17 protein-coding genes are annotated in these 24,167 nt (G+C 34.1%); 16 read left to right on the top strand and 1 reads right to left on the bottom strand.

Annotated elements, in window-relative coordinates; genetic code table 11:
* Positions 1–18: 18 nt before the first annotated feature.
* From infB to QLS71_RS08765, 4 genes are all read left to right on the top strand, one after another.
* Positions 19–2,832, top strand: coding sequence for a translation initiation factor IF-2 (gene infB, locus QLS71_RS08750; protein ID WP_308993106.1), 2,814 nt, complete (start codon positions 19–21; stop codon positions 2,830–2,832).
* Positions 2,833–3,374: 542 nt separating this feature from the next.
* Positions 3,375–4,061, top strand: coding sequence for a hypothetical protein (locus QLS71_RS08755; protein ID WP_308993105.1), 687 nt, complete (start codon positions 3,375–3,377; stop codon positions 4,059–4,061).
* Between the two features lie 62 nt (positions 4,062–4,123).
* On the top strand, positions 4,124–4,807 hold the full coding sequence (locus tag QLS71_RS08760; RefSeq protein WP_308993104.1) for a hypothetical protein: 684 nt from the start codon (positions 4,124–4,126) through the stop codon (positions 4,805–4,807).
* Between the two features lie 91 nt (positions 4,808–4,898).
* Positions 4,899–5,570 (top strand): hypothetical protein, encoded by a 672-nt coding sequence (locus tag QLS71_RS08765; protein ID WP_308993103.1) that lies wholly within the window; start codon positions 4,899–4,901, stop codon positions 5,568–5,570.
* 420 nt (positions 5,571–5,990) lie between these two features.
* Here QLS71_RS08765 and QLS71_RS08770 read toward each other — a convergent pair whose 3' ends face one another.
* On the bottom strand, positions 5,991–6,389 hold the full coding sequence (locus tag QLS71_RS08770; protein ID WP_308993102.1) for an SPOR domain-containing protein: 399 nt from the start codon (positions 6,387–6,389) through the stop codon (positions 5,991–5,993).
* A gap of 214 nt (positions 6,390–6,603) precedes the next feature.
* On the opposite strand from QLS71_RS08770, the gene QLS71_RS08775 reads away from it, so the two are divergent.
* From QLS71_RS08775 to QLS71_RS08830, 12 genes are all read left to right on the top strand, one after another.
* Positions 6,604–7,896, top strand: a complete 1,293-nt coding sequence (locus QLS71_RS08775) for a cytochrome c3 family protein (RefSeq protein WP_308993236.1) — start codon at positions 6,604–6,606, stop codon at positions 7,894–7,896.
* Positions 7,897–7,929: 33 nt separating this feature from the next.
* Entirely contained in the window at positions 7,930–11,034 is a 3,105-nt protein-coding gene (locus QLS71_RS08780; RefSeq protein ID WP_308993101.1) for a TAT-variant-translocated molybdopterin oxidoreductase, read from the top strand.
* A gap of 28 nt (positions 11,035–11,062) precedes the next feature.
* Positions 11,063–12,520, top strand: a complete 1,458-nt coding sequence (gene nrfD, locus QLS71_RS08785; RefSeq protein ID WP_308993100.1) for an NrfD/PsrC family molybdoenzyme membrane anchor subunit — start codon at positions 11,063–11,065, stop codon at positions 12,518–12,520.
* 3 nt (positions 12,521–12,523) lie between these two features.
* Entirely contained in the window at positions 12,524–13,054 is a 531-nt protein-coding gene (locus QLS71_RS08790) for a DUF3341 domain-containing protein (RefSeq protein WP_308993099.1), read from the top strand.
* 5 nt (positions 13,055–13,059) lie between these two features.
* A complete protein-coding gene (locus tag QLS71_RS08795) occupies positions 13,060–13,611 on the top strand; it encodes a cytochrome c (RefSeq protein ID WP_308993098.1) in 552 nt (183 codons plus the stop codon).
* Positions 13,612–13,633: 22 nt separating this feature from the next.
* Positions 13,634–14,959, top strand: a complete 1,326-nt coding sequence (locus tag QLS71_RS08800; RefSeq protein ID WP_308993097.1) for a quinol:cytochrome C oxidoreductase — start codon at positions 13,634–13,636, stop codon at positions 14,957–14,959.
* Between the two features lie 29 nt (positions 14,960–14,988).
* The gene (locus QLS71_RS08805) at positions 14,989–16,056 is read left to right on the top strand and encodes a cytochrome c oxidase subunit II (protein ID WP_308993096.1); all 1,068 of its coding nucleotides are present in this window, start codon (positions 14,989–14,991) and stop codon (positions 16,054–16,056) included.
* Positions 16,057–16,085: 29 nt separating this feature from the next.
* Positions 16,086–17,876, top strand: a complete 1,791-nt coding sequence (locus QLS71_RS08810; protein ID WP_308993095.1) for a cbb3-type cytochrome c oxidase subunit I — start codon at positions 16,086–16,088, stop codon at positions 17,874–17,876.
* A 241-nt stretch (positions 17,877–18,117) separates the two neighbouring features.
* Entirely contained in the window at positions 18,118–19,140 is a 1,023-nt protein-coding gene (ruvB, locus tag QLS71_RS08815) for a Holliday junction branch migration DNA helicase RuvB (protein ID WP_308993094.1), read from the top strand.
* Complete coding sequence (gene queG, locus QLS71_RS08820) at positions 19,140–20,060, top strand: tRNA epoxyqueuosine(34) reductase QueG (protein ID WP_308993235.1); 921 nt, start codon at positions 19,140–19,142, stop codon at positions 20,058–20,060. The genes ruvB and queG overlap by 1 nt, the downstream gene beginning before the upstream one ends.
* A 353-nt stretch (positions 20,061–20,413) precedes the next feature.
* Complete coding sequence (locus QLS71_RS08825; RefSeq protein WP_308993093.1) at positions 20,414–21,616, top strand: ATP-binding protein; 1,203 nt, start codon at positions 20,414–20,416, stop codon at positions 21,614–21,616.
* A 189-nt stretch (positions 21,617–21,805) separates the two neighbouring features.
* Positions 21,806–24,121: an NADP-dependent malic enzyme gene (locus QLS71_RS08830; RefSeq protein ID WP_308993092.1), complete on the top strand. Its 2,316-nt coding sequence runs from the start codon at positions 21,806–21,808 to the stop codon at positions 24,119–24,121.
* The last annotated feature ends 46 nt before the right edge of the window (positions 24,122–24,167 follow it).

The following is a 24,167-nucleotide window of genomic DNA, read 5'->3' on the forward strand; positions in this document are numbered from 1 at the left end:
GTATTTTAAAGGCAATTTATGGCTGACACAATTAGATTAAATAAAGTATTACGTGAACTCAATATTTCTATTGACCGCGCAGTTGATTTTTTGGAATCAAAAGGGGTTGATATTGAAAAGAGTCCGAATACTAAAATATCAGAAGAGGTACACGTAATTCTTTCAAACGAATTTCAAACAGATGCTAATAAAAAAGTAGCATCCAAAGAAGTTGGTGAAGCAAAATTAAAAGAGAAAGAAGTGTTGCGTGAGCAACGCGAACGTGAACTTGTAGAAAAACAAAAGGAGGCAGCCAGAAAAGAAGAAATTATTAAAGCTTCTAAACCAATTTCAGGACCAAAGCAGGTTGGAAAAATTGATTTAGAGCCTAATAAGAAGTCTGAGGAAACTCCTGTTGTAGCAAAGCAAGAAGAAAAAAAGGTTGAGGTCTCTAAAGATAAAGTAGAAGAAAAGGTTGTTGAAAAAGAGCCTATTAAGGAGGAAGAGTTAAAACCTCAAGTTATTGATGAGGTGAAGAAGGAGGTTAAGACTGAAACTTCAAAACCCAAACAAGAACAAGCACCGGAACCTGAAAAACCGGTTGAAGTTAAAAAGGATACGATACTTAACTCGGAGGGTGAAGTAGTCCCCGATGAAAAGGTTACAACCAAATATCAAAAACTTACTGGGCCTAAAATAGCGGGCGATAAAATTGACTTATCTCAGTTTAATAAGCCTAAGAAAAAGAAGGAAGATAAAAAAACCGACGCAAAACCTGGTGATGCAGGAGCTTTAGCTAATAAGAAAAAACGTAGACGTATTAGTAAAGTTGGAGGTCCACAGCAAAGTGGTGACAACAGAGGTGGCGGCGCTCCTAATAGACCTGGTAATGATCGTTTTAAGGGGAAACCTGGGCAAGCAAGACGTCCTATTGTTAAAGAAGATCCTAGTGATGAGGATGTTAAGAAACAAGTACGTGAAACTTTAGAGAAACTTCAAGGTAAGTCTTCTAAAGGTAAAGGTGCTAAATATAGACGAGATAAAAGAGATCAGCATAGAGACCAAACTGAAAGAAATTTAGAGCAAGAAGCAGCAGAAAGTAAAATTCTTAAAGTTACTGAATTTGTAACGGCTAGTGAAGTTGCAACGATGATGGATGTACAAGTTACTCAAATTATTTCGGCGTGTATGTCGCTTGGTATGATGGTAACCATGAATCAGCGTTTAGATGCTGAAACCTTATCTATTGTTGCTGAAGAATTTGGATACGAAGTAGAATTCGTTACTGCCGATATTGAAGAGTCTATAGAAGTTATTGAAGATAAAGAAGAAGATTTAATACCAAGAGCTCCCATTGTAACTGTAATGGGTCACGTAGATCATGGTAAAACATCGCTTTTAGATTATATTCGTAAAGAAAATGTAATAGCGGGAGAATCTGGTGGTATTACACAACATATTGGAGCCTACGGAGTGGAATTAGAGAGTGGCCAAAAAATAGCATTCCTAGATACCCCGGGTCACGAAGCCTTTACAGCTATGCGTGCTCGTGGAGCTCAAGTAACCGATATAGCCATTATTGTAGCAGCTGCAGATGATGATATCATGCCACAAACAAAAGAGGCTATTGCACACGCACAAGCTGCAGGAGTTCCTATTGTTTTTGCCATTAACAAAATTGATAAACCAGCTGCCAATCCTGAAAAAATTAAGGAAGGATTAGCACAAATGAATTTATTAGTTGAAGATTGGGGAGGTAAAATTCAATCACATGATATTTCTGCAAAAGTTGGTACAGGCGTAAAAGAACTATTAGAAAAAGTATTGCTGGAAGCCGAATTATTAGAGTTAAAAGCAAATCCAAATAAACGAGCATTAGGTACTGTTGTTGAAGCGTTTTTAGATAAAGGGCGTGGATACATTTCAACTATTTTGGTACAGGCAGGAACTCTTAAAGTAGGAGATTATGTATTGGCTGGTAAAAATAGTGGTAAGGTTAAAGCGATGCACGATGAACGTGGTAATAATGTTGTTGCAGCAGGTCCATCAACCCCAGTATCCATATTAGGTTTAGATGGTGCACCACAAGCGGGTGATAAATTTAATGTATTTGAAGACGAGCGTGAAGCCAAACAAATTGCTTCAAAACGTGCACAATTACAACGCGAACAATCTGTTAGAACACAACGTCATATTACTTTAGATGAAATTGGTCGTCGAATTGCACTTGGTGATTTCCAAGAGTTGAATATCATACTTAAAGGTGATGTGGATGGTTCTGTGGAAGCATTAACGGATTCGTTCCAAAAACTATCAACTGAAGAAATTCAAGTGAATATTCTGCATAAAGGGGTTGGAGCTATTACAGAAAGTGATGTGTTATTAGCATCTGCTTCCGACGCCATAATAATAGGCTTTAATGTGCGTCCAGTTGGAAATGCTAGAATGATTGCTGATAAAGAAGAAATTGATATTAGAACATACTCTATTATATACGATGCCATCAACGATCTTAAAGATGCGATGGAAGGTATGTTATCTCCAGAATTTAAAGAAGAGATAACGGGTACTGCAGAGATTAGGGAAATATTTAAAGTTACAAAAATTGGTAGTATTGCTGGTTGTATGGTAACAAATGGAAAAATTCTTAGAAGCTCTGGCGTTCGTTTAATTAGAGATGGTGTTGTTGTCTATACAGGCGAATTAGCATCCTTAAAACGCTTTAAAGACGATGCTAAAGAAGTAACCAAAGGTTTTGATTGTGGTATGCAAATTAAAAACTACAACGATATTCAAGAAGGCGATATTATTGAGGCTTTCCACGAAGTTGAGGTTAAGAAGAAACTTAAATAATTATCATTAAATGTATAAAAAATTAAAGCGACCAATTGGTCGCTTTTTTTTATGGAGTTAATTTATTTCTAGCTTTAAAACATGAAAGCCAGATTTTAGTAATTTATAATTAGAAGCTGGATATTTATAAGTGATGGTGAATGGGTGCTTTCAATGGTTAAAATATTACTTTGTTTTTATCAGTTATAAATTCAGGGCTGATGGCTGAACATTTATAGGTTACCAAATAATAGAGAAAAGTAATAAATATCTAATTACCATATTTTGTGTTTTACTATATAATTTGTTTTTCAAGGTGTTTATGTGCCACAAAAATAATTTTATTTCAATACGTTTTAAGACGCTATTATCTTCTATTTATGCTCTAAATTTTACAAAAATTTATCCTATGTCCAATATGCTTGGAACTTGTATTTTGATCTATTTTATCGACAAAAAGTAATATTTTATCGACAAAAAGCAAAATTATAATGATTTTTATGTTGATACTTCTAAATGAAAACATATATTCGCCTCAATATTAACTTAAACCAAATTTAATTATGAAAAAAAATTATTTAAAAATTATTAGTAAAACTATTTTAATCACTTGTTTAGGAGTTTTTCTTATTAGTTGTGAAGGTGAAGATGGAATTAATGGAGAAAATGGAATTAATGGAGAGCAAGGAATAGATGGAGAAAATGGAATTAATGGAGAGAATGGTGTTGGCTTTGATGAGTTAGTAAAGTACGGCTCTATAACAATAAATGTAGCAGGAACAAGACCTGATGATGTAGCTTTTACGCAGGAGCATGAATTTAGGTTTATACCCAACTATAGTGGTTCAAACGATGTTTCTTTTGAAGATTCGGATATTGAATTCGATGTCACACGATTTATTAATACTCCTGATGCTGATAGTAATAATTCTATTTATGCTTATTTAGGAGTTGAGGATGCAGGATTAGAAACTCAAAGCTTTTATTTTGAAATCGAATTTAATGGTTTTTCAATAGTTTCAGATGATTTAAAATATTTTCAATTGTGGGGGTATTATTCATCGGAAAACTCTGATGTAACTAATTTTAGCATCACAAACTATAGCTTTAATGATACTACTAATAATCTAACCTACTCTTTTACCATGGATATTGAAGAAGATGTGGCTACAGGTAACGATTTAACAGTGTCTGGTACTGTTAATGTAATCGTTTTGGAGCGTCTACAAAGCGGTCCTATTCTTTTATAGATAATATGCATTTATATTTTATCTAACCCAAAAAGATAAATAATATTAAACCAAATTTAATTATGAAAAAAAATTATTTAAAAATTATTAGTAAAACTATTTTAGTCAGTTGTTTAGGAGTTTTTCTTATTAGTTGTGAAGGTGAAGATGGAATTAATGGAGAGAATGGAATTAATGGAGAGCAGGGAATAGATGGAGAAAATGGAATTAATGGAGAGAATGGCGTTGGCTTTAATGAATTAGCAAAATACGGCTCTGTAACAGTAAATGTAGCAGGAACAAGGTCTGATGATGTTGCTTTTACGCAGGAGCACGAATTCAGGTTTATAAATAATGACAATGATGAAAATGATGTTTATTTTGGAAATTCGGATATTTATTTTGAAATAGGACGATTTTTTAATACTCCTGATGCAGACTATAATAATTCTATATTAACTCAATTAGAAGTTAAGGATGCAGGGTTAGAAACTCAAAGCTTTTCTTTTGCAATCGAATTATGGGGTTTTTCAGTAGTTTCAGAAGATTTAAAATATTTTATATTCGACGACGAAAACAGCATATATACATCTGATGACCCTGGAGTAACGAATTTTAGTATCACAAACTATAGCTTTAATGATACTACTAATAGAATAACTTACTCTTTTACCATGGATATTGAAGAAGATAATACTACAGGTAATAGTTTAACAGTTTCTGGTACTGTTAATGCAATCGTTTTAGAGAACATTCAAGATAAATAACGGTTCTATTTATTAATATAATATGTAATATATATTCAAATTTTTGTCTAGTCCCAAAAAAGCGATATATTTTATAAACTTAACTTAAATTATGAAAAAAAATTATTTAAAAATTATTAGCAAAACTATTTTAATTGCTTGTTTAGGGCTTTTTCTTACTAGTTGTGAAGATGGTGCAGATGGAATTAATGGAGAGAATGGAATTAATGGAGAGCCTGGGATTAATGGAGAGAATGGAGAAAATGGTTTGGGCTTTGATGATTTAGTAAATTACGGTTCTGTAACAGTAAATGTAGCAGGAACCAGGTTTGATGATGTTCCTTTTACACAGGAGCGAGAATTTAGGTTTTTACCTAGTGATTATGGTGGAAACGATGTCTATTTTGATGACTCGGATATTGTATTTGGGGTGGCAAGATTTTTTAATAGTTTTGATGCAGGACATTCTAATTCTATTTATGCTCAATTAGAAGTTCAGGATGCAGGATTAGAAACTCAAAGTTTTCATTTTCAAATCAGTTTTGCGGGTTTTTCAGTAGTTTCAGAAGATTTAAAGTATTTTGAATTCTACGATTATTATAGTTCAAATAACTCTGATGTTAGTAATTTTAGTATTACAAACTATAGCTTTAATGATACTACTAATAGAATAACTTACTCTTTTACCATGGATATTGAAGAAGATAATACTACAGGTAATCCTTTAACAATTTCTGGTACTGTTGATGCAATCGTTTTGGAAAACCTTGAAAATAGAACATAACTAAGGGTTCTATTGATTCATATAATATGTGTATGTATTCAAATTTTTGTCTAGTTCAAAATAAGCAACACCTATTATAAAAGAATTAAATGTTTAAATTAAAGCTGAACAAGATAGCGCCTTGTTCAGCTTTTTTTATATTTCCTATTGTGCAATATTAATATATGATTTATAGTTTTGGGTAGAGAACTTTAAGTGAGTGCTTATAAAAATCCCATTTGTATGTTTTTGGAAAAAATTTACTATTTTCAATTCTTACACAATTTTTGGATTACAGTCTATATAAGTAAAACAATTGGCACTAAAAATCAAATATGTAAAGCATGTTCGTTTATTGACAATAGAAATTCTATTAATTTTTATTCTAAACAATCAGCTTAATAATATAGTTTGTGTAATGGAACTTAGCTTTTTTGGAACTTAATTTTTTTTATTTATTGGTTTAAAAATAAAGGCAGATGGAAACTTATTTTTTATTTTATTCAAAGCCCTATCTGCTTCTAACCGTGTTCTGAAATTTCCAACCCAAACCTTAAAGTTTGGTGGTTCGTAAATATCAGTAGAATTCCAATCGGAAAAAGAGTTGTTAAATTCTCTTATAGCCGAATTGGCTCCAGATCTGTTTCCGTTATATATTTGGATTTTATACCTATCGGCATCAGGCTCGTTTTTATTCATTTCTTTTTTAACCTCTAGCAAAGTGGCTATTTTTTTATCTTGATTTACAACAACACTTCCTTGTTGTGCAAAACAATAGTTTGATGCAGTAATAAAAGCTAAAATACCTAAAGCGCTAATTTTTAAATTCAATGATTTCATTTTCAAATATATTTATACAAATGTATACGTTATAAACTTAATTTAAGTTGTTTTTATTATTTAGAATCCCTCTAAATTATCAATTAACAGTTCCCTAACATTTCTCAAATCGACTTTAAGTATTACTTTTGCGAGAGATTTTTTTAACTGTATTTTTTTCAATTGTTAAATGAAAAAATCATACCAAAGTTTAGAAGTTAATTTGACCAACAATATGAGAAAGGTGATTCACCGTAAATTAAGCGTAAACATTCTTCGTGTAAGCTTAATTTTATTATTAGCGTTTACAACCTCGCTTTCTGCTCAAGGAGATCCAGCAAAAGGGAAATCATTATTTAATGCCAATTGTGCAGCATGTCATCAATTAGATAAGAAAATGACAGGACCTGCTTTGCGTAATGTAGAAGCACGCTTAGCAGATGCTGAAGGTTTGGATAAAGAATGGATTTATAATTGGATTCATAATAGTTCTGGAGTGATTAAGTCTGGTGATGCTTACGGAAACAAAGTGTATAATGAGTATGGAGGTGCTGCTATGACAGCGTTTCCACAATTATCAAATGAAGATATTGATAACATTCTTGCGTATACTGCAGAGGTGAAAGCCGAAGCACCAGTTGGAGCAACAAGAGCTGCTAGTGCATCAAATGCTAACGCACCAACAGATGGTATTTCAAATGAAATAATCTTAGGGGCTTTAGCTATTTTATTTATATTATTGGGGACAGGTTTGTATTTGGTAAACAAAACATTGCGCCGTTTTGCATCGGCTCAAAATGTTGAAGTTCCCGAATCAACAAAAAGAACACCCCTTTGGCAAGCTTTTGTAAAAAACCAATTTTTAATGTTGGTTGTGGCCATATTCTTTTTATTGTCTAGTGCCTATTTTGTGTATGGTTATTTAATGCAAGTAGGTATAGATCAAGGGTATCAACCAGTTCAGCCTATTCATTTTTCGCATAAAATTCATGCTGGTGATAATGGTATTGATTGTAAATACTGTCACTCTTCTGCGAGAACAAGTAAGACCTCAGGAATCCCTTCATTAAATGTTTGTATGAACTGTCATAAATCAATTTATGAATACAATGGAGAAACAACGCCAGAACATTCAAAAGAGTTCTATGATAGAGAAATTAAAAAGTTATATAAAGCGGCAGGATGGGATGATGCTGAGCAAAAATATACTGGTAATTCACAGCCTGTAAAATGGGTTCGTATTCATAATTTACCCGATTTCGTTTATTTTAACCATTCACAGCACGTTACAGTGGCGGGGGTTGAATGTCAAACATGTCATGGTCCTATCGAAGAAATGGAAGTGGTTTCTCAACATGCACCATTAACAATGGGTTGGTGTATTGAATGTCACAGAACTACCGATGTTAACGTAAAAGATAATGCTTATTATACTAAAATTCATGAAGAATTATCTAAAAAGTATGGTGTAGATAAGTTAACGGCGGCTCAAATGGGTGGCTTAGAATGTGGAAAATGCCACTATTAATAAATTTAATAAGAAGTAATTCAATTATATAATATGTCATCAAACAAGAAATACTGGAAAAGTGTTGAAGAGCTAAACGAGAATAGTTCTATTGTTGAGACGCTAAAACAAAACGAGTTTGTAGATCAAATTCCAACTGATGAATTTTTAGGTAATAAAGATACATTGGAGGCAACCTCTACAACACGTCGCGATTTCTTAAAATATGTAGGTTTTAGTACCGCTGCTGCGTCTTTAGCTGCATGTGAAGGACCTGTTGTTAAATCTATTCCATATGTAGTACAACCTCAAGAAATTATTCCTGGTGTTGCTAACTATTATGCAACAACTATTGCAGATGGATTTGATTTTGCTAGTGTTTTAGTTAAAACGCGTGAAGGTCGTCCAATTAAAATTGAAAATAATGCTTTAGCGGCTACTAATGGTAGTGCTAATGCTAGAGTAAATGCTTCAGTTTTAGGGTTGTATGATAGTTTAAGAGTGCAAAGTCCTAAAAAAGGGGATGCCTCTATTTCTTGGAGTACTTTTGATAAGGAAACCAATCAAAAATTAACCGATTTAAAAGTAGCTGGTAAAGAAATTGTGTTATTAACACAAACTTTTGCGAGTCCTTCTACAGGAAAGTTAATTTCAGAATTTAAAGAAAAATATGGTAATGTTCGTCATGTAGTATACGATGCTATTTCAGAATCGACTGCATTAGATGCTTACCAAGCAAAATACGGAGAGCGTGCTTTAGCTAATTACGATTTTTCTAAAGCTATGACGATTGTTTCTGTTGGTGCCGATTTCTTAGGTGATTGGCAAGGAGGAGGTTTTGATTCAGGATACTCGAAAAATAGAATTCCACAAAACGGTAAAATGTCGCGCCATATTCAGTTTGAGTCTAATATGTCTTTAACGGGAGCAAATGCAGATAAACGAGTGCCATTAACACCAAGCGAGCAAAAAGTAGCCTTAGCTAAATTATATAGTTATGTTGTTGGAGGTTCTGTTTCAGGAAGCTTGCCGGCACATGTACAAGAAGCTGTTAAAAAGGCAGCAGAGCAATTAAAAAAAGCAGGTAGTGAAGCTGTTGTAATAACAGGAATTCAAGACATAAATGCACAAACTGTTGCTTTAGAAATAAATGAGTTTTTAAAAAGTAAAGCGTTTGATGCCAAAACACCTGTAAAAACAAGACAAGGTAGTGATAAAGCTGTTTTAAATTTAGTTGCCGATATGAAGGCAGGTAAAGTGGGCGCTATTATTATGAGTGGTGTAAATCCATTATACACATTACCTAATGCTTCTGATTTTGCGGAAGGATTAAAGAAAACAGAATTATCGATAGCGTTCTCAATGAAAGTTGATGAAACGTCTTCAAAAACACAATATATTGCTGCTGCACCTCATTATTTAGAAGCTTGGGGTGATGTTGAAATTAAAAAAGGACATTACGCTTTAACACAACCAGCTATTCGTCCGCTATTCAATACCAGACAATTTCAAGAGGCTTTGTTAAAATGGACAGGAAATGATGTTTCTTACCATGATTATATTAAAGAGGCTTGGGGTTCAACTATATTAGGAGGTAGCTCGTTTAACCAAGCATTACATGATGGTTTTTATGTGGGTGAAATAGCAACAGTTACTGAAGAGGTAGGCAAAGATTCTGACTTATTTGGAGTTGAAGCAGAAATACCTTCAGGAAATACGGCTAGCGCTTTAGCTGCTTCGGCAAAAAAATCTGGTTTAGAATTATCATTATATACCAAAGTGGGTATGGGTGACGGGCAACAAGCCAATAACCCATGGTTACAAGAATTTCCAGATCCAATTACAAGAGCCTCTTGGGATAACTATTTAACTATTTCTAAAGCTGATGCTGATGCATTAGGTTTAATAAATAAGCATGTTGCAAATGGCGCATTAAATGGTAGTTATGCTAAAGTGACTGTAAATGGTAAGTCTATTACGGCTCCTGTTATGATTCAGCCAGGACAAGCAAAAGGTTCAGTTGGTTTATCTTTCGGTTATGGTAGAACTGCAGGTTTAAAAGAAGAAATGCAAACAGGTGTAAATGCTTATGCTTTATACCAAAACTTTAATACAGCACAAAACGTTACTATTGAAGCAGTTTCAGGAGAACATGAATTTGCATCAGTACAGTTACATAATACCTTGATGGGTCGTGGAGACATCATTAAAGAAACTTCTTTAGAGATTTTCAATACTAAAGATAAAAAACACTGGAATGCTATTCCGATGGTATCTTTAAATCATAAAGAAACTCCAGTGACTTCACCAGACGTCGATTTATGGGATGAATTTGATCGTTCTATTGGGCATCACTTCAACTTATCAATCGATTTAAATGCGTGTACAGGTTGTGGCTCATGTGTTATAGCATGTCATGCTGAAAATAATGTACCTGTTGTTGGTAAAACTGAAGTACGTCGTAGCCGTGATATGCACTGGTTACGTATTGATAGATATTACTCATCTGAGGAATCTTTTGAAGGTGATAATGAGAAAAAGGATAATATTTCTGGTTTAGGAAGTTCTTTAAGCGAATTTGGTGAAATGGAGCATGCATCTGTAAACCCACAAGTAGCTTTCCAACCAGTAATGTGTCAACACTGTAATCATGCACCTTGTGAAACTGTTTGTCCTGTGGCAGCAACATCACACGGTCGTCAAGGTCAAAACCAAATGGCATACAACCGTTGTGTAGGTACAAGATATTGTGCTAACAACTGTCCTTATAAAGTACGTCGTTTCAACTGGTTCTTATACAATGGTAATGATGAATTCGATTATCATATGAATGATGATTTAGGTCGTATGGTATTGAATCCAGATGTGGTGGTTCGTTCTCGTGGTGTTATGGAAAAATGTTCTATGTGTATTCAGAAAACACAAAAAACCATTCTTGATGCAAAACGTGATGGACGTGAAATTAAAGATGGTGAATTCCAAACCGCATGTTCTGCAGCTTGTAGTAGTGGTGCTATGGTATTTGGAGACATTAACGATAAAGAAAGTCAAGTTGCAAAACTTAAAGAAGATAATCGTATGTATCACTTGTTAGAGAGCGTAGGGACAAAACCAAACGTGATGTATCAAACAAAAGTGAGAAATACAACGGAAGCATAAATCTAATTAAAGAATCAATTATATAATTATGGCGTCTCATTACGAAGCACCTATTAGAAGACCCTTAGTTACAGGCGAAAAATCATACCACGACGTTACTGTGGATGTGGCAAGACCTGTTGAAGGCAAAGCAAATAAACAATGGTGGATAGTATTCTCTATAGCACTAGCTGCGTTCCTTTGGGGAATAGGGTGTATAATTTATACGATATCGACAGGTATTGGAACTTGGGGTTTGAATAAAACCGTTGGTTGGGCTTGGGATATTACTAACTTCGTTTGGTGGGTTGGTATTGGTCATGCAGGAACACTTATTTCTGCAGTACTTTTACTGTTCCGTCAAAAATGGAGAATGGCCATTAACCGCTCAGCAGAGGCGATGACTATTTTCTCTGTAGTGCAAGCAGGTTTGTTCCCAATTATTCATATGGGTCGTCCTTGGTTAGCTTATTGGGTGTTACCAATACCCAATCAATTTGGGTCGTTATGGGTAAACTTTAACTCTCCATTACTTTGGGATGTATTTGCGATTTCAACCTATTTGTCTGTATCATTAGTTTTCTGGTGGACAGGTTTATTGCCCGATTTCGCTATGTTACGTGATAGAGCCATCAAACCTTTTCAAAAGAAAATATATTCTCTATTGAGTTTTGGTTGGTCTGGAAGAGCAAAAGATTGGCAACGTTTTGAAGAAGTGTCTTTGGTTCTTGCTGGTTTAGCAACACCCCTTGTACTATCTGTACACACTATTGTATCTTTTGACTTTGCAACTTCGGTTATTCCTGGTTGGCATACCACTATATTCCCTCCATATTTTGTTGCTGGGGCGGTATTCTCGGGATTTGCCATGGTAAATACACTTCTTATTATTATGAGAAAAGTATGTAACCTAGAAGATTATATCACCGTTCAACATATCGAATTAATGAACATTGTAATCATGATTACAGGTTCTATTGTAGGTGTGGCTTATATTACAGAATTGTTTATTGCCTGGTATTCTGGTGTAGAATATGAACAATATGCATTCTTAAATAGAGCAACTGGACCTTACTGGTGGGCGTATTGGGCGATGATGTCTTGTAACGTATTCTCTCCACAATTTATGTGGTTTAAAAAACTAAGAACGAGTATCATGTTCTCATTCTTTATATCAATTGTGGTAAATATAGGTATGTGGTTTGAACGTTTTGTAATTATCGTAACCTCATTGCATAGAGATTATTTACCGTCTTCATGGACGATGTTCTCTCCTACATTTGTAGATATAGGTATTTTTATTGGTACTATTGGATTCTTCTTTGTATTATTCTTATTATATTCTAGAACATTCCCTGTAATTGCACAGGCTGAGGTGAAAACTATTTTAAAATCATCAGGAGAACGTTATAAAAACATTAGAGAAAGAGGTGATAGTTTAGTAGGAACAGGAGCAGATGCAAGAACCTCTGGTGATAAAGTAATTAACAACAAAAACGAAGCGTAGGCAATGGAAGCATCTAAAGTAATTCACGCTATTTATACAGATGATGATGTATTAATGTCTGCTGTTAAAAAGGTTAAAGCAGAGAGATATCACATTGAAGAAATATATACACCATTTCCAGTTCACGGACTAGACAAAGCCATGGGATTGGAGCCAACACGTATTGCTATCGCAGCATTTATATATGGCTTAATAGGTTTAACGGTTGCAACTGTTATGATGAATTTCATAATGATTGAAGATTGGCCTCAAGATATTGGTGGAAAACCAAGTTTTAGCTATATCGAAAATATGCCAGCATTCGTGCCAATCATGTTTGAGTTAACGGTGTTTTTTGCAGCGCACTTAATGGTAATTACATTTTATTTAAGAAGTAGAATGTGGCCGTTTAAAAAAGCAGAAAATCCAGATCCAAGAACTACCGATGACCATTTTTTAATGGAAATAGCAGTAAATGGAAACGAAAATGAACTTGAAAGTTTGCTTAAAGAAACTGGAGCAGTTGAGATTAATTTAATTGATAAAGCGCATTAATAAAGATGAAAAGCTTAATTAAAATATTAGTATTAGCAGTTATTTTAGTTGCTGTGTCATGTAAAAAGGATACAACACCAAACTACCAGTTCATGCCTAACATGTATGAATCTGCTGGGTATGAAACCTATGGAGAAGCTGCATTTAAAAATGGAGTTGAAGCACAATTACCTGCTGAAGGATCTATCGCTAGAGGTTTTGTGCCTTTTGATATTGAAAATTCTACAGAAGGTTATATGTTAGCGAAAGAAACCTTGAAAAATCCTTTAGATTCTACTAAGGTAGATTTAGAAAGAGGAAAAGCATTATATGATATTTATTGTGGTATTTGCCATGGTAATAAAGGTGATGGACAAGGTAACTTAGTAAAACGAGAAAAGATTCTTGGTATTCCTAGTTATGATGACGCAGGTAGAGCTATAAGCGAAGGAAGTATTTACCATACTATTTATTATGGAAAAAATGCGATGGGCTCATATGCTAATCAACTAAAAGAAGAAGAACGTTGGCAAGTAGTTTCGTATGTACTGGAATTAAAGGCTAATTTAGAAAAGTAAGATAGACAAGATTATTATAGATATGTATACATTTTCAAATAAATTAAAGACATTTTCTTTCATACTAATGATTTTAGGAGCATTAGGTGTTGGATATGGTTTTATGACATCTCATAAATCTTTTGAAGAAGTTGAAACCTTACTTGCAGAAGAATCTCACCACGGTGGTGGTCATGCAGCAGAGGCGTCAAGTCATGGTGCACATGGAGAAGAAGCACATGCCCAAGTAGATGAACACAAAGAGCATATTGAACATGTTCAGCATCAAATAGCAAATAGACCTTGGTCTGCACTGTATGTAGCTGCATTTTTCTTTATGATGATTGCATTAGGTGTTTTAGCTTTTTATGCCATTCAAATTGCATCTCAAGCAGGCTGGTCTCCAGTATTGTTTAGAGTAATGGAAGGGATTACAGCGTATGTATTACCAGGCGCTTTAATAGTTTTAGCTATTGCTGTAGCATCTGGTACTTTAGGTCACTATAATTTATTTATATGGATGGATCCTGAAGTAGTAGCTCATGATAAATTAATCGAAGGTAAATCGGGATGGTTAAACATAGGATGGTTTGCAGTTAGAGGTTTGATATTTATTGCAGGTTGGAGTTTATACCGTCATTTTGCTCGTAAATTCTCTATTGCTCAAGATACGGCCGAAGATAAAAGCAATTTTAAAAAATCATTTAGAATTGCAGCAGGATTCTTAGTATTCTTCATTTATACAGAATCTATAATGTCTTGGGATTGGATTATGAGCGTAGACCCACATTGGTTCTCAACTTTATTTGGTTGGTATGTCTTCGCTAGTATGTTTGTAAGTGGTATAACTGTTATTGCATTAATAACTATCTATTTAAAATCTAGAAACTTTTTGCCATTTGTTAATGAAAACCATTTACATGATGTTGCTAAATTCATGTTCGCTTTCAGTATTTTCTGGACGTACTTATGGTTCTCACAATTCATGCTTATATGGTATTCAAACATTCCAGAAGAGGTAACTTATTTTATAACCCGTTTTGGCGATTATCAGTTACCATTCTTAGGTATGGTAGTTATGAACTTTGTTTTTCCAATTTTGATGTTGATGAATGCCGATTATAAACGAATCCCTTGGTTTGTTGTTATGGCAGGACTGGTTATTTTATTTGGACATTACATAGATATATTTGTTATGATTATGCCAGCAACCGTAGGAGACCGTTGGTTTATAGGTATTCCAGAAATAAGTTCTATATTGCTTTTCGCAGGATTATTCATACTTGTAGTATTTACAGCTTTAACGAAAGCACCGTTACTTGTAAAGGGCTATCCTTTTAGAAAAGAAAGTGAAGATTTTCATTATTAATTAGATATAAATAAAGACGAACGACAACAATGACTGCTTTATTAACAATTATAATTTTAGTATTTATTTTAGTTGCCATATGGCAAATGGTAAAGATTTTCGATTTGGCGCAAGCTAAAAACGATAATTCACAAGTTGCCACCGACAAGGATAATAGAATAAATGGGTATTTAATGATGGGGTTTTTAGCCTTCATTTATATCATTACCATCGTATGTTTTGCTAAATGGGGTGATTTACCATTAATGTCAAACTCTGCATCAGAGCATGGGCCTATTATTGATAACTTAATGATTATTTCAATGGTTATCATCTTTTTTGTGCAAACCATTACACAATTTTTATTACACTATTTTGCTTTTAAATACAAAGGTGAAAAAGGCAAAAAAGCTTTGTTTTTTGCTGATAATAATAAATTAGAAGCTATCTGGACCATTATTCCAGTGATTGTTTTGGCAGGTTTGATTATCTACGGATTAAATACTTGGATTAACATTATGGGGGTAGACGAAAGTGACGATCCATTAGTTGTAGAATTATATGCACAACAATTTAACTGGAAAGCGAGATATGCTGGTTCGGATAATACCTTAGGTAAAGCCAATGTGCGTTTAATTGATATGGATAGAGCTAACATTTTAGGTTTAGATGAAGCTGACCCAAATGCTCAAGATGATGTAATCACTACCGAATTGCATTTACCAGTTGGTAAACCTGTATTATTCAAAATGCGTTCACAAGATGTATTGCATTCTGCATATATGCCACACTTTAGAGCACAGATGAACTGTGTACCTGGAATGATAACGCAGTTCGGATTTACACCTACAGTAACTACGGCTAATATGAGAAAAACACCAGAGATGGTTGAAAAAGTTGCAAATATTAATAAAATCAGAGTTGATAAAAGTCAAAAAATCATAGCTAAAGGCGGAGAGGCTTTAGATAGATACGAATTTGACTACTTGCTATTATGTAATAAAATATGCGGTAAGTCTCATTACAATATGCAAATGAAAATTGTAGTTGAAACTCAAGAAGAATATGATGCTTGGATGAAAGAGCAAAAAGAATTCAAAAACTCTCTAGTTAATTAATTTAAAAAAGATAAATACGCTATAAGATTATGTCAGCACACGAAGATACTCACGCTCATGACGACCACGGACATCATCATAAAGAAACTTTTGTAACTAAATACATATTTAGTCAAGATCACAAAATGATAGCTAAACAGTACCTAATTACAGGTACTATTATGGGTGTTATAGGTGTTTTAATGTCTATGATGTTCCGTATGCAAATTGCATGGCCAGAGGAACCTAATGTTTTGTTTGAAGCATTATTAGGCAAATGGGCACCCGATGGTGTTATGGATGCCGATATTTATCTAGCTTTAGTAACTATACACGGTACCATCATGGTATTCTTTGTACTAACGGCTGGGTTAAGTGGAACATTTAGTAACTTGTTAATTCCATTACAAATTGGAGCACGTGATATGGCTTCAGGTTTTTTGAATATGATTTCTTATTGGTTATTCTTTCTTTCTAGTATAATCATGGTCTTATCATTATTTGTAGAAGCGGGACCTGCAGCAGCTGGATGGACTATCTATCCTCCATTAAGTGCCTTACCAATGGCGCAAGGTGGTTCGGGTATGGGTATGACACTTTGGTTAGTTTCTATGGCAATTTTTATAGCTTCATCTTTAATGGGGTCTCTTAACTATGTGGTTACAGTTATTAACTTGCGCACAAAAGGGATGTCTATGACAAGATTACCTTTAACAATTTGGGCATTTTTCATTACTGCAGTTATTGGTATTATATCATTTCCAGTATTATTATCTGCTGCGTTGTTATTAATAATGGATAGAAGTTTTGGAACATCATTCTTCTTGTCAGATATATTCATTCAAGGAGAAGTATTACACTATCAAGGAGGCTCACCTGTATTGTTTGAGCACTTGTTTTGGTTCTTAGGACACCCAGAGGTTTATATTGTTATTTTACCAGCTATGGGATTAGTCTCAGAAATTATGGCATCAAACTCGCGTAAACCTATTTTTGGTTATCGTGCAATGATTGCCTCTATTTTAGCGATTGCATTTTTATCAACCATAGTTTGGGGTCACCATATGTTTATTTCGGGGATGAATCCATTCTTGGGATCTGTGTTTACATTTACAACCTTATTAATTGCAATTCCATCAGCTGTAAAAGCATTCAACTGGATTACAACGTTATGGAAAGGTAATTTACAAATGAATCCTGCCATGTTATTCTCTATTGGATTTGTATCAACATTCATAACTGGAGGTTTAACAGGTATTATTCTTGGTGATAGTGCTTTAGATATTAATGTACACGATACGTATTTTGTGGTAGCTCACTTCCACTTAGTAATGGGGATATCTGCGCTTTATGGTATGTTCGCAGGGATTTATCATTGGTATCCAAAAATGTTTGGCCGTATGTTAAACAAAAACTTAGGGTATATTCACTTCTGGATTACAGCGATTTGTGCTTACGGTGTATTTTTTCCAATGCACTTTATAGGTATGGCAGGTTTACCACGTCGTTATTATACAAATACTAATTTTCCATTATTCGACGATTTAGCAAACGTAAATGTTATTATTACCATTTTCGCTTTAGTTGGAGGTGTGGTTCAAATTGTATACTTATATAATTTCTTCAGTAGTATTTTCTTTGGAAAGAAAGCAACTCAAAACCCTTGGCGTTCTACTACTTTAGAATGGACGACACCAGTAGAGCATATACATGGAAACTGGCCAGGAGATATACCACACGTATACCGCTGGGCTTACGATTACAGCAAACCGGGACATGACGTAGATTTTGTGCCTCAGAATATTCCATTAAAAGAAGGAGAAGAAGAGCTTCAGCATTAAAAGAAGTTAATGCGAAAGCAAGAACCTCATTGTCGAGAGATGAGATATAAACAAAAAGCCTTTCTTTTAATACAGAAAGGCTTTTTGTTTATATTTGCTTTTATTGTCATTCCTATGTAAACAGGAACCGGCTTTTTATAAGTGTTTAAATTTAAACTAAATATCACTTAGAGTATCACTGAAATGGAAAATAGACCTTCATTGGAAGTCCAAAGTGAAGCTTTAAAGAAAGCTATCTAATATGAACGAAAACCTAGATCCAACAAACGAAAATTTTTCTCCAGAAGAATTAGACGTTGAAAAAAAGTTAAGACCCTTATCTTTTGACGATTTCACAGGTCAAGACCAAGTGTTGGAGAATCTTCAAATATTTGTTCAAGCAGCCAATTTACGTAATGAAGCCCTAGATCATACATTATTTCATGGGCCTCCAGGACTTGGTAAAACAACGCTTGCACATATTTTAGCAAGTGAACTAAATGTAGGTATTAAAATAACATCGGGTCCAGTATTAGATAAACCAGGTGATTTAGCTGGGCTACTTACCAATCTGGAAGAACGGGATGTCTTGTTTATTGATGAAATCCATAGATTAAGTCCCATAGTTGAAGAATATTTGTATTCAGCTATGGAGGATTTTAGGATTGATATTATGATTGAATCGGGTCCGAATGCACGCTCTGTTCAAATAAACTTAAATCCATTTACATTAGTTGGTGCCACTACGCGTTCAGGGTTATTAACCGCACCCATGCGTGCTCGTTTTGGTATTCAAAGTAGATTACAATATTATAATACAGAATTACTAACCACTATCGTTCAACGTAGTTCATCCATATTAAATGTTGCCATTACGATGGAGGCAGCTATCGAAATCGCAGGTAGAAGCAGAGGCACACCACGTATAGCTAATGCTTTATTACGTCGTGTTCGAGATTTTGCCCAAATAAAAGGAAATGGGAGCATCGATATTAAGATAGCCAAATATGCCTTAGAAGCATTAAATGTAGATGCTTTTGGTTTAGATGAAATGGATAACAAAATTTTAACCACTATAATTGATAAATTCAAAGGGGGCCCAGTGGGAATTTCTACATTGGCAACAGCCGTTAGTGAGAGTGCTGAAACTATTGAAGAAGTTTACGAACCCTTTTTAATACAGCAAGGTTTTATTATGCGTACTCCACGTGGACGTGAGGTTACAGAGTTAGCTTATAAACATTTAGGAAAAATAAAAGGAACTATACAAGGTGGATTGTTTTGATTAACAATAAATCGAAATACACCGAACTTATTAAAACCGAAGCCAAACGCCTCGGTTTTTTGTCTTGTGGTATTAGTAAAGCACAATTTTTAGAAGAAGAAGCCCCAAGATTAGAGAAATGGTTAAACAACAATATGCATGGGCAAATGCAGTACATGGAAAACCATTTTGATAAACGTTTAGATCCGACGAAACTGGTTGAAGATTCAAAATCTGTTATATCTTTATTATTAAATTATTACCCAGAAGAAGCACAATCAGAAAACAGCTTCAAACTATCAAAGTACGCTTACGGAACAGATTATCATTTTGTTATAAAGGATAAATTAAAATCGCTTTTACATTTTATTCAAGATGAAATTGGTGAAGTTCACGGACGTGCATTTGTTGATTCTGCTCCTGTTTTAGATAAGGCTTGGGCAGCAAAATCGGGTTTGGGTTGGATTGGGAAACACAGTAATTTATTAACCCAACAAGTAGGGTCGTTTTATTTTATAGCAGAATTGATTGTTGATTTAGAGTTGGAATACGATACCATAGCAACCGACCATTGTGGTACCTGTACAAAATGCATCGATGCATGTCCAACACAAGCCATTACTGAACCTTATGTGGTAGACGGTAGTAAGTGTATTTCGTATTTCACTATCGAACTAAAAGAAAACATCCCTACAGAATTTAAAGGAAAGTTTGATGATTGGATGTTTGGTTGCGATATATGTCAAGATGTATGTCCTTGGAATCGATTTTCAAAAGCACATAGTGAGCCACTTTTTAACCCACACCCTGAATTACTTTCCATGACTAAAAAAGATTGGGAAGAAATTACCGAAGATGTTTTTAGAAAAATTTTCAAAGATTCAGCAGTAAAGCGTACAAAATTTCTTGGTTTAAAACGAAATATTGAATTTATAAAATAGAGAGGTAATTAATCTTAAGATTAAATCATTATACACTTTTATTCATCACCATACAATGTGAATTCGCATAATTCTGATTATTTATCAGAATCATATCAATACCCAATTAATACCTAAAATTTAGCTTTCAATAGTTATAATGAACCTGTTCAATATTTAAGTGACTTCCATTTATGCAGCTTTTAGTGGTATGGTTTTTGGAGTTATACTAAAACAAGATTAATCAAAATTAAAAGCCCTAAGAAAACGGAGCTTAAATATTAAAAAAAACCTATTATTTCTATAATCAGTCATAAAAAATCGAGAAATGAGACCTGTTTAATTTAATTTGTTACAATCCAAAAACAAACTTTATGATAGCCCCCAATGAGCCATATAACGAAACAGAAAGGATTACAAATTTACTTTCCTATTCTATATTAGATACACTACCTGAAGCAGATTATGATAATTTAACTACCATAGCAGCACAAATATGCGGTACTCCCATTTCACTTATTAGTATTATTGACGATAAACGCCAATGGTTTAAATCCCATCATGGAATAGATGCTACCGAGACACCAAAAGAATATGCATTTTGTGCACATGCTATTAATGAACCAAATGAAGTATTTATTGTTCAGGATTCTAGGATTGATAATCGTTTTCACGACAATCCATTCGTGATAGGCGATCCTCTAGCTGTTTTTTATGCAGGTGTTCCATTGGTAACTAAAGAAGGATATTCGTTAGGAACATTGTGTGTTATCGATCATAAACCTAATATGTTAAGTCAAAGCCAGATTAGTTCGTTAAGAGCGCTTTCAAATCAAGTGATGAATTTGCTTGAGTTACGTAAAAACAAATTTTTATTAGAGCAAACTCTAAAGCAACTTGAAGAAAAAAATGAAGAATTAGAACGATTTGCCTTTGTTGCTGCTCACGACCTTAAAACACCTTTAATAAATATAACTAGTTTGGCTCAATTATTTTTAGAAGAATATGAGGTGAATGTTGATAAAGATGGTGTGGAAATGCTAAAACTAATAATTAGCTCATCGGATAGTCTTGCTAGTTTAATAGAAGGGTTGTTACAGTACAGTCAATGTGAGAGTATTTTAAAAGAAAAAAAATCCAATATTGATTTGTTAAGTTTAAAAAATGAGATAAACGGATTATTCAGTTTTGAATACAATTTCAATATGATTTTGAAATCATCATTAACAACTATTGCAGTAAATAAAACAGTCATCAGTCAAATTTTAATTAATTTGTTTACTAATGCCATTAAATATAGCGACAAAGAACTTGTTAAAATTGAATTAGGTGTATCTGAGTCAGATTCTTATTATGAATTTTATGTAAAGGATAACGGTCCCGGAATAGCAGCAAAACACCAAGAAATAATATTTAAAATATTTGAAAAGATTAGAGTAACAGACAAGTTTGGACAGTCTGGTAATGGAATTGGTTTGGCGACAGTAAAAAAATTAGTTGGCAAATTGGGAGGCACAATTAAGTTAGAATCAGAGCTAGGTAAAGGTGCTAAATTTGTTTTTACACTTGAAAAATAATAATGATCTTATCATATATTAATAAAGCTTCCATAGTATATTTAATTAGACAACATGAATTTTTTTAGAGGAGAGAGTGTTAATATAAGATTTTTAGTTTCCTTAAAAAGAACAACAGTTTTCATAAAAAGATTAAGCTTTAAAAAATTGGATTGTTATCTTTGTTCGATTAGTTAACTAATTATCCTTATGAGCGAAGACAATAAACGTAGAGAAGATAGTATGCGCAAAGAAGCACTTTTATACCATGCTAAACCTACGCCAGGTAAAATTAAAGTGGTTCCCACAAAAAAATATTCAACCCAACGGGATTTAGCATTAGCTTATTCACCAGGAGTAGCCGCACCATGTTTAGAAATTGAAAAAGATAAAAACAACGCATATAAATATACAGCCAAAGGTAATTTGGTTGCGGTGATATCAAACGGTACTGCAGTTTTAGGTTTAGGAAATATTGGTCCGGAAGCTTCAAAACCTGTAATGGAAGGCAAGGGCTTGTTATTTAAAATTTTTGCAGATATTGATGTGTTTGATATCGAGGTTGATACTGAAAATGTTGAAGAATTCATTGCAACCGTAAAAAATATAGCGCCAACTTTTGGTGGTATTAATTTAGAAGATATTAAAGCACCTGAAGCCTTTGAAATAGAAAGACGCTTAAAGGAAGAACTAGATATTCCTGTAATGCACGACGATCAGCATGGTACAGCTATTATATCGGCAGCAGCTTTAATTAATGCCGTTGAAATTTCAAATAAAAAATTAGATGAAGTTCAGATTGTAATAAGTGGCGCTGGAGCAGCAGCTATTTCTTGTTCGCGTTTATATCAAGCATGTGGTGCTAAACGCGAAAATATGGTCATGCTCGATAGTAAAGGTGTTATTAGAAACGATCGAGAAAATTTAACTTCTGAAAAAGCCGAATATGCTACCCACAGAAAAATAAATACGCTTGATGAAGCTATGGTAGATGCCGATGTATTTATTGGGTTATCTCAGCCAAATATTGTGTCTCCAGAGATGTTATTGTCGATGGCTAAAAACCCGATTGTGTTTGCTATGGCAAATCCTGATCCAGAAATAAAATACGATATTGCTGTAGCAACTCGTAAAGATATTATTATGGCAACGGGAAGAAGCGACCATCCTAACCAAGTAAATAATGTCCTTGGTTTTCCATTTATATTTCGTGGCGCCTTAGATGTGCGGGCTACCAAAATTAATGAGGAAATGAAAATGGCAGCTGTGCATGCGTTGGCTAGATTAGCTAAAGAATCGGTGCCAGAACAAGTTAATATTGCTTACGGCGAAACCAGATTAACATTTGGTAAAGAATACATTATTCCAAAACCTTTCGATCCGCGTTTAATTGCAGAAGTGCCACCAGCTGTAGCTAAAGCAGCTATGGATAGCGGTGTTGCCCAAGAACCAATTTTAGATTGGGAAAAATATAAAGATGAATTAAGAGAACGTTTAGGAAACGATAATAAACTTATTAGATTACTATTTAACCGTGCCAAACTAGATCCTAAACGTGTTGTTTTTGCTGAAGCAGATCAACTTGCTGTTATAAAAGCAGCTCAAATAGTTTATGAAGAAGGCATTGCGATTCCTATTTTGTTAGGTAGAGAGGAAACTATTAAAGAGTTGATGGCAGAAATTGAATTTGATGCCAATGTACTCATAATCGACCCTAAATCCGAAGAAGAAAACGATCGTAAAAATAAGTATGCGAAGGTGTATTGGGAGCAGCGTAAACGACGTGGTGTTACCTATTATTCGTCACAAAGGTTAATGCGAGAGCGTAATTATTTTGCGGCCATGATGGTGAATGAAGGTGATGCTGACGCCTTGATTTCTGGGTATTCTAGAAATTATCCTTCTGTAGTAAAACCGATGCTAGAGCTAATTGGTATGGCAAAAGGAACGTCGCGAGTGGCAACTACCAATGTGATGATGACAAAGCGTGGGCCCATATTTTTAAGTGATACGTCTATAAATATAAATCCAAATTCTAGAGAATTAACTAAGATTGCACAAATGACCGCGCAAGTGGTTAAAATGTTTGGAATGGATCCTGTTATGGCAATGATTTCATATTCAAACTTTGGGTCTTCTTCAAACGAAAATGCAACAAAAGTGCGTGATGCCGTTGCGCATTTGCACCGTTATCATCCAGATATGGTTATAGATGGCGAGTTACAAACAGATTTTGCTTTAAATGCTGAAATGCTTCAAGAAAAATTTCCGTTTTCAAAACTGGTGGGTAAAAAAGTAAATACTTTAATATTTCCAAATTTAGACTCGGCAAATATCACTTATAAATTATTGAAAGAGTTAAACGAGGCGGTTTCTATTGGTCCCATCATGATGGGGATGAGCAAACCAGTGCACATTCTTCAACTAGGTGCCAATGTAGACGAAATTGTAAATATGACAGCTATTGCCGTAATTGATGCTCAACAAAAGGAAAAGTTAGAACTGGAAAACGAAAATTCTAAGTAAATCTGTTGAAGATAAATTTATTACATTTGGTTGATTAACGAATTGC

The organism is Mariniflexile litorale (genome assembly GCF_031128465.2).
Lineage (GTDB): Bacteria > Bacteroidota > Bacteroidia > Flavobacteriales > Flavobacteriaceae > Mariniflexile > Mariniflexile litorale.

Coding starts and splice junctions, on each gene's coding strand:
- infB (WP_308993106.1), top strand. CDS start 19: ATGGCTGACACAATTAGATTAAATAAAGTATTACGTGAACTCAATATT.
- QLS71_RS08755 (WP_308993105.1), top strand. CDS start 3,375: ATGAAAAAAAATTATTTAAAAATTATTAGTAAAACTATTTTAATCACT.
- QLS71_RS08760 (WP_308993104.1), top strand. CDS start 4,124: ATGAAAAAAAATTATTTAAAAATTATTAGTAAAACTATTTTAGTCAGT.
- QLS71_RS08765 (WP_308993103.1), top strand. CDS start 4,899: ATGAAAAAAAATTATTTAAAAATTATTAGCAAAACTATTTTAATTGCT.
- QLS71_RS08770 (WP_308993102.1), bottom strand. CDS start 6,389: ATGAAATCATTGAATTTAAAAATTAGCGCTTTAGGTATTTTAGCTTTT.
- QLS71_RS08775 (WP_308993236.1), top strand. CDS start 6,604: ATGAGAAAGGTGATTCACCGTAAATTAAGCGTAAACATTCTTCGTGTA.
- QLS71_RS08780 (WP_308993101.1), top strand. CDS start 7,930: ATGTCATCAAACAAGAAATACTGGAAAAGTGTTGAAGAGCTAAACGAG.
- nrfD (WP_308993100.1), top strand. CDS start 11,063: ATGGCGTCTCATTACGAAGCACCTATTAGAAGACCCTTAGTTACAGGC.
- QLS71_RS08790 (WP_308993099.1), top strand. CDS start 12,524: ATGGAAGCATCTAAAGTAATTCACGCTATTTATACAGATGATGATGTA.
- QLS71_RS08795 (WP_308993098.1), top strand. CDS start 13,060: ATGAAAAGCTTAATTAAAATATTAGTATTAGCAGTTATTTTAGTTGCT.
- QLS71_RS08800 (WP_308993097.1), top strand. CDS start 13,634: ATGTATACATTTTCAAATAAATTAAAGACATTTTCTTTCATACTAATG.
- QLS71_RS08805 (WP_308993096.1), top strand. CDS start 14,989: ATGACTGCTTTATTAACAATTATAATTTTAGTATTTATTTTAGTTGCC.
- QLS71_RS08810 (WP_308993095.1), top strand. CDS start 16,086: ATGTCAGCACACGAAGATACTCACGCTCATGACGACCACGGACATCAT.
- ruvB (WP_308993094.1), top strand. CDS start 18,118: ATGAACGAAAACCTAGATCCAACAAACGAAAATTTTTCTCCAGAAGAA.
- QLS71_RS08825 (WP_308993093.1), top strand. CDS start 20,414: ATGATAGCCCCCAATGAGCCATATAACGAAACAGAAAGGATTACAAAT.
- QLS71_RS08830 (WP_308993092.1), top strand. CDS start 21,806: ATGAGCGAAGACAATAAACGTAGAGAAGATAGTATGCGCAAAGAAGCA.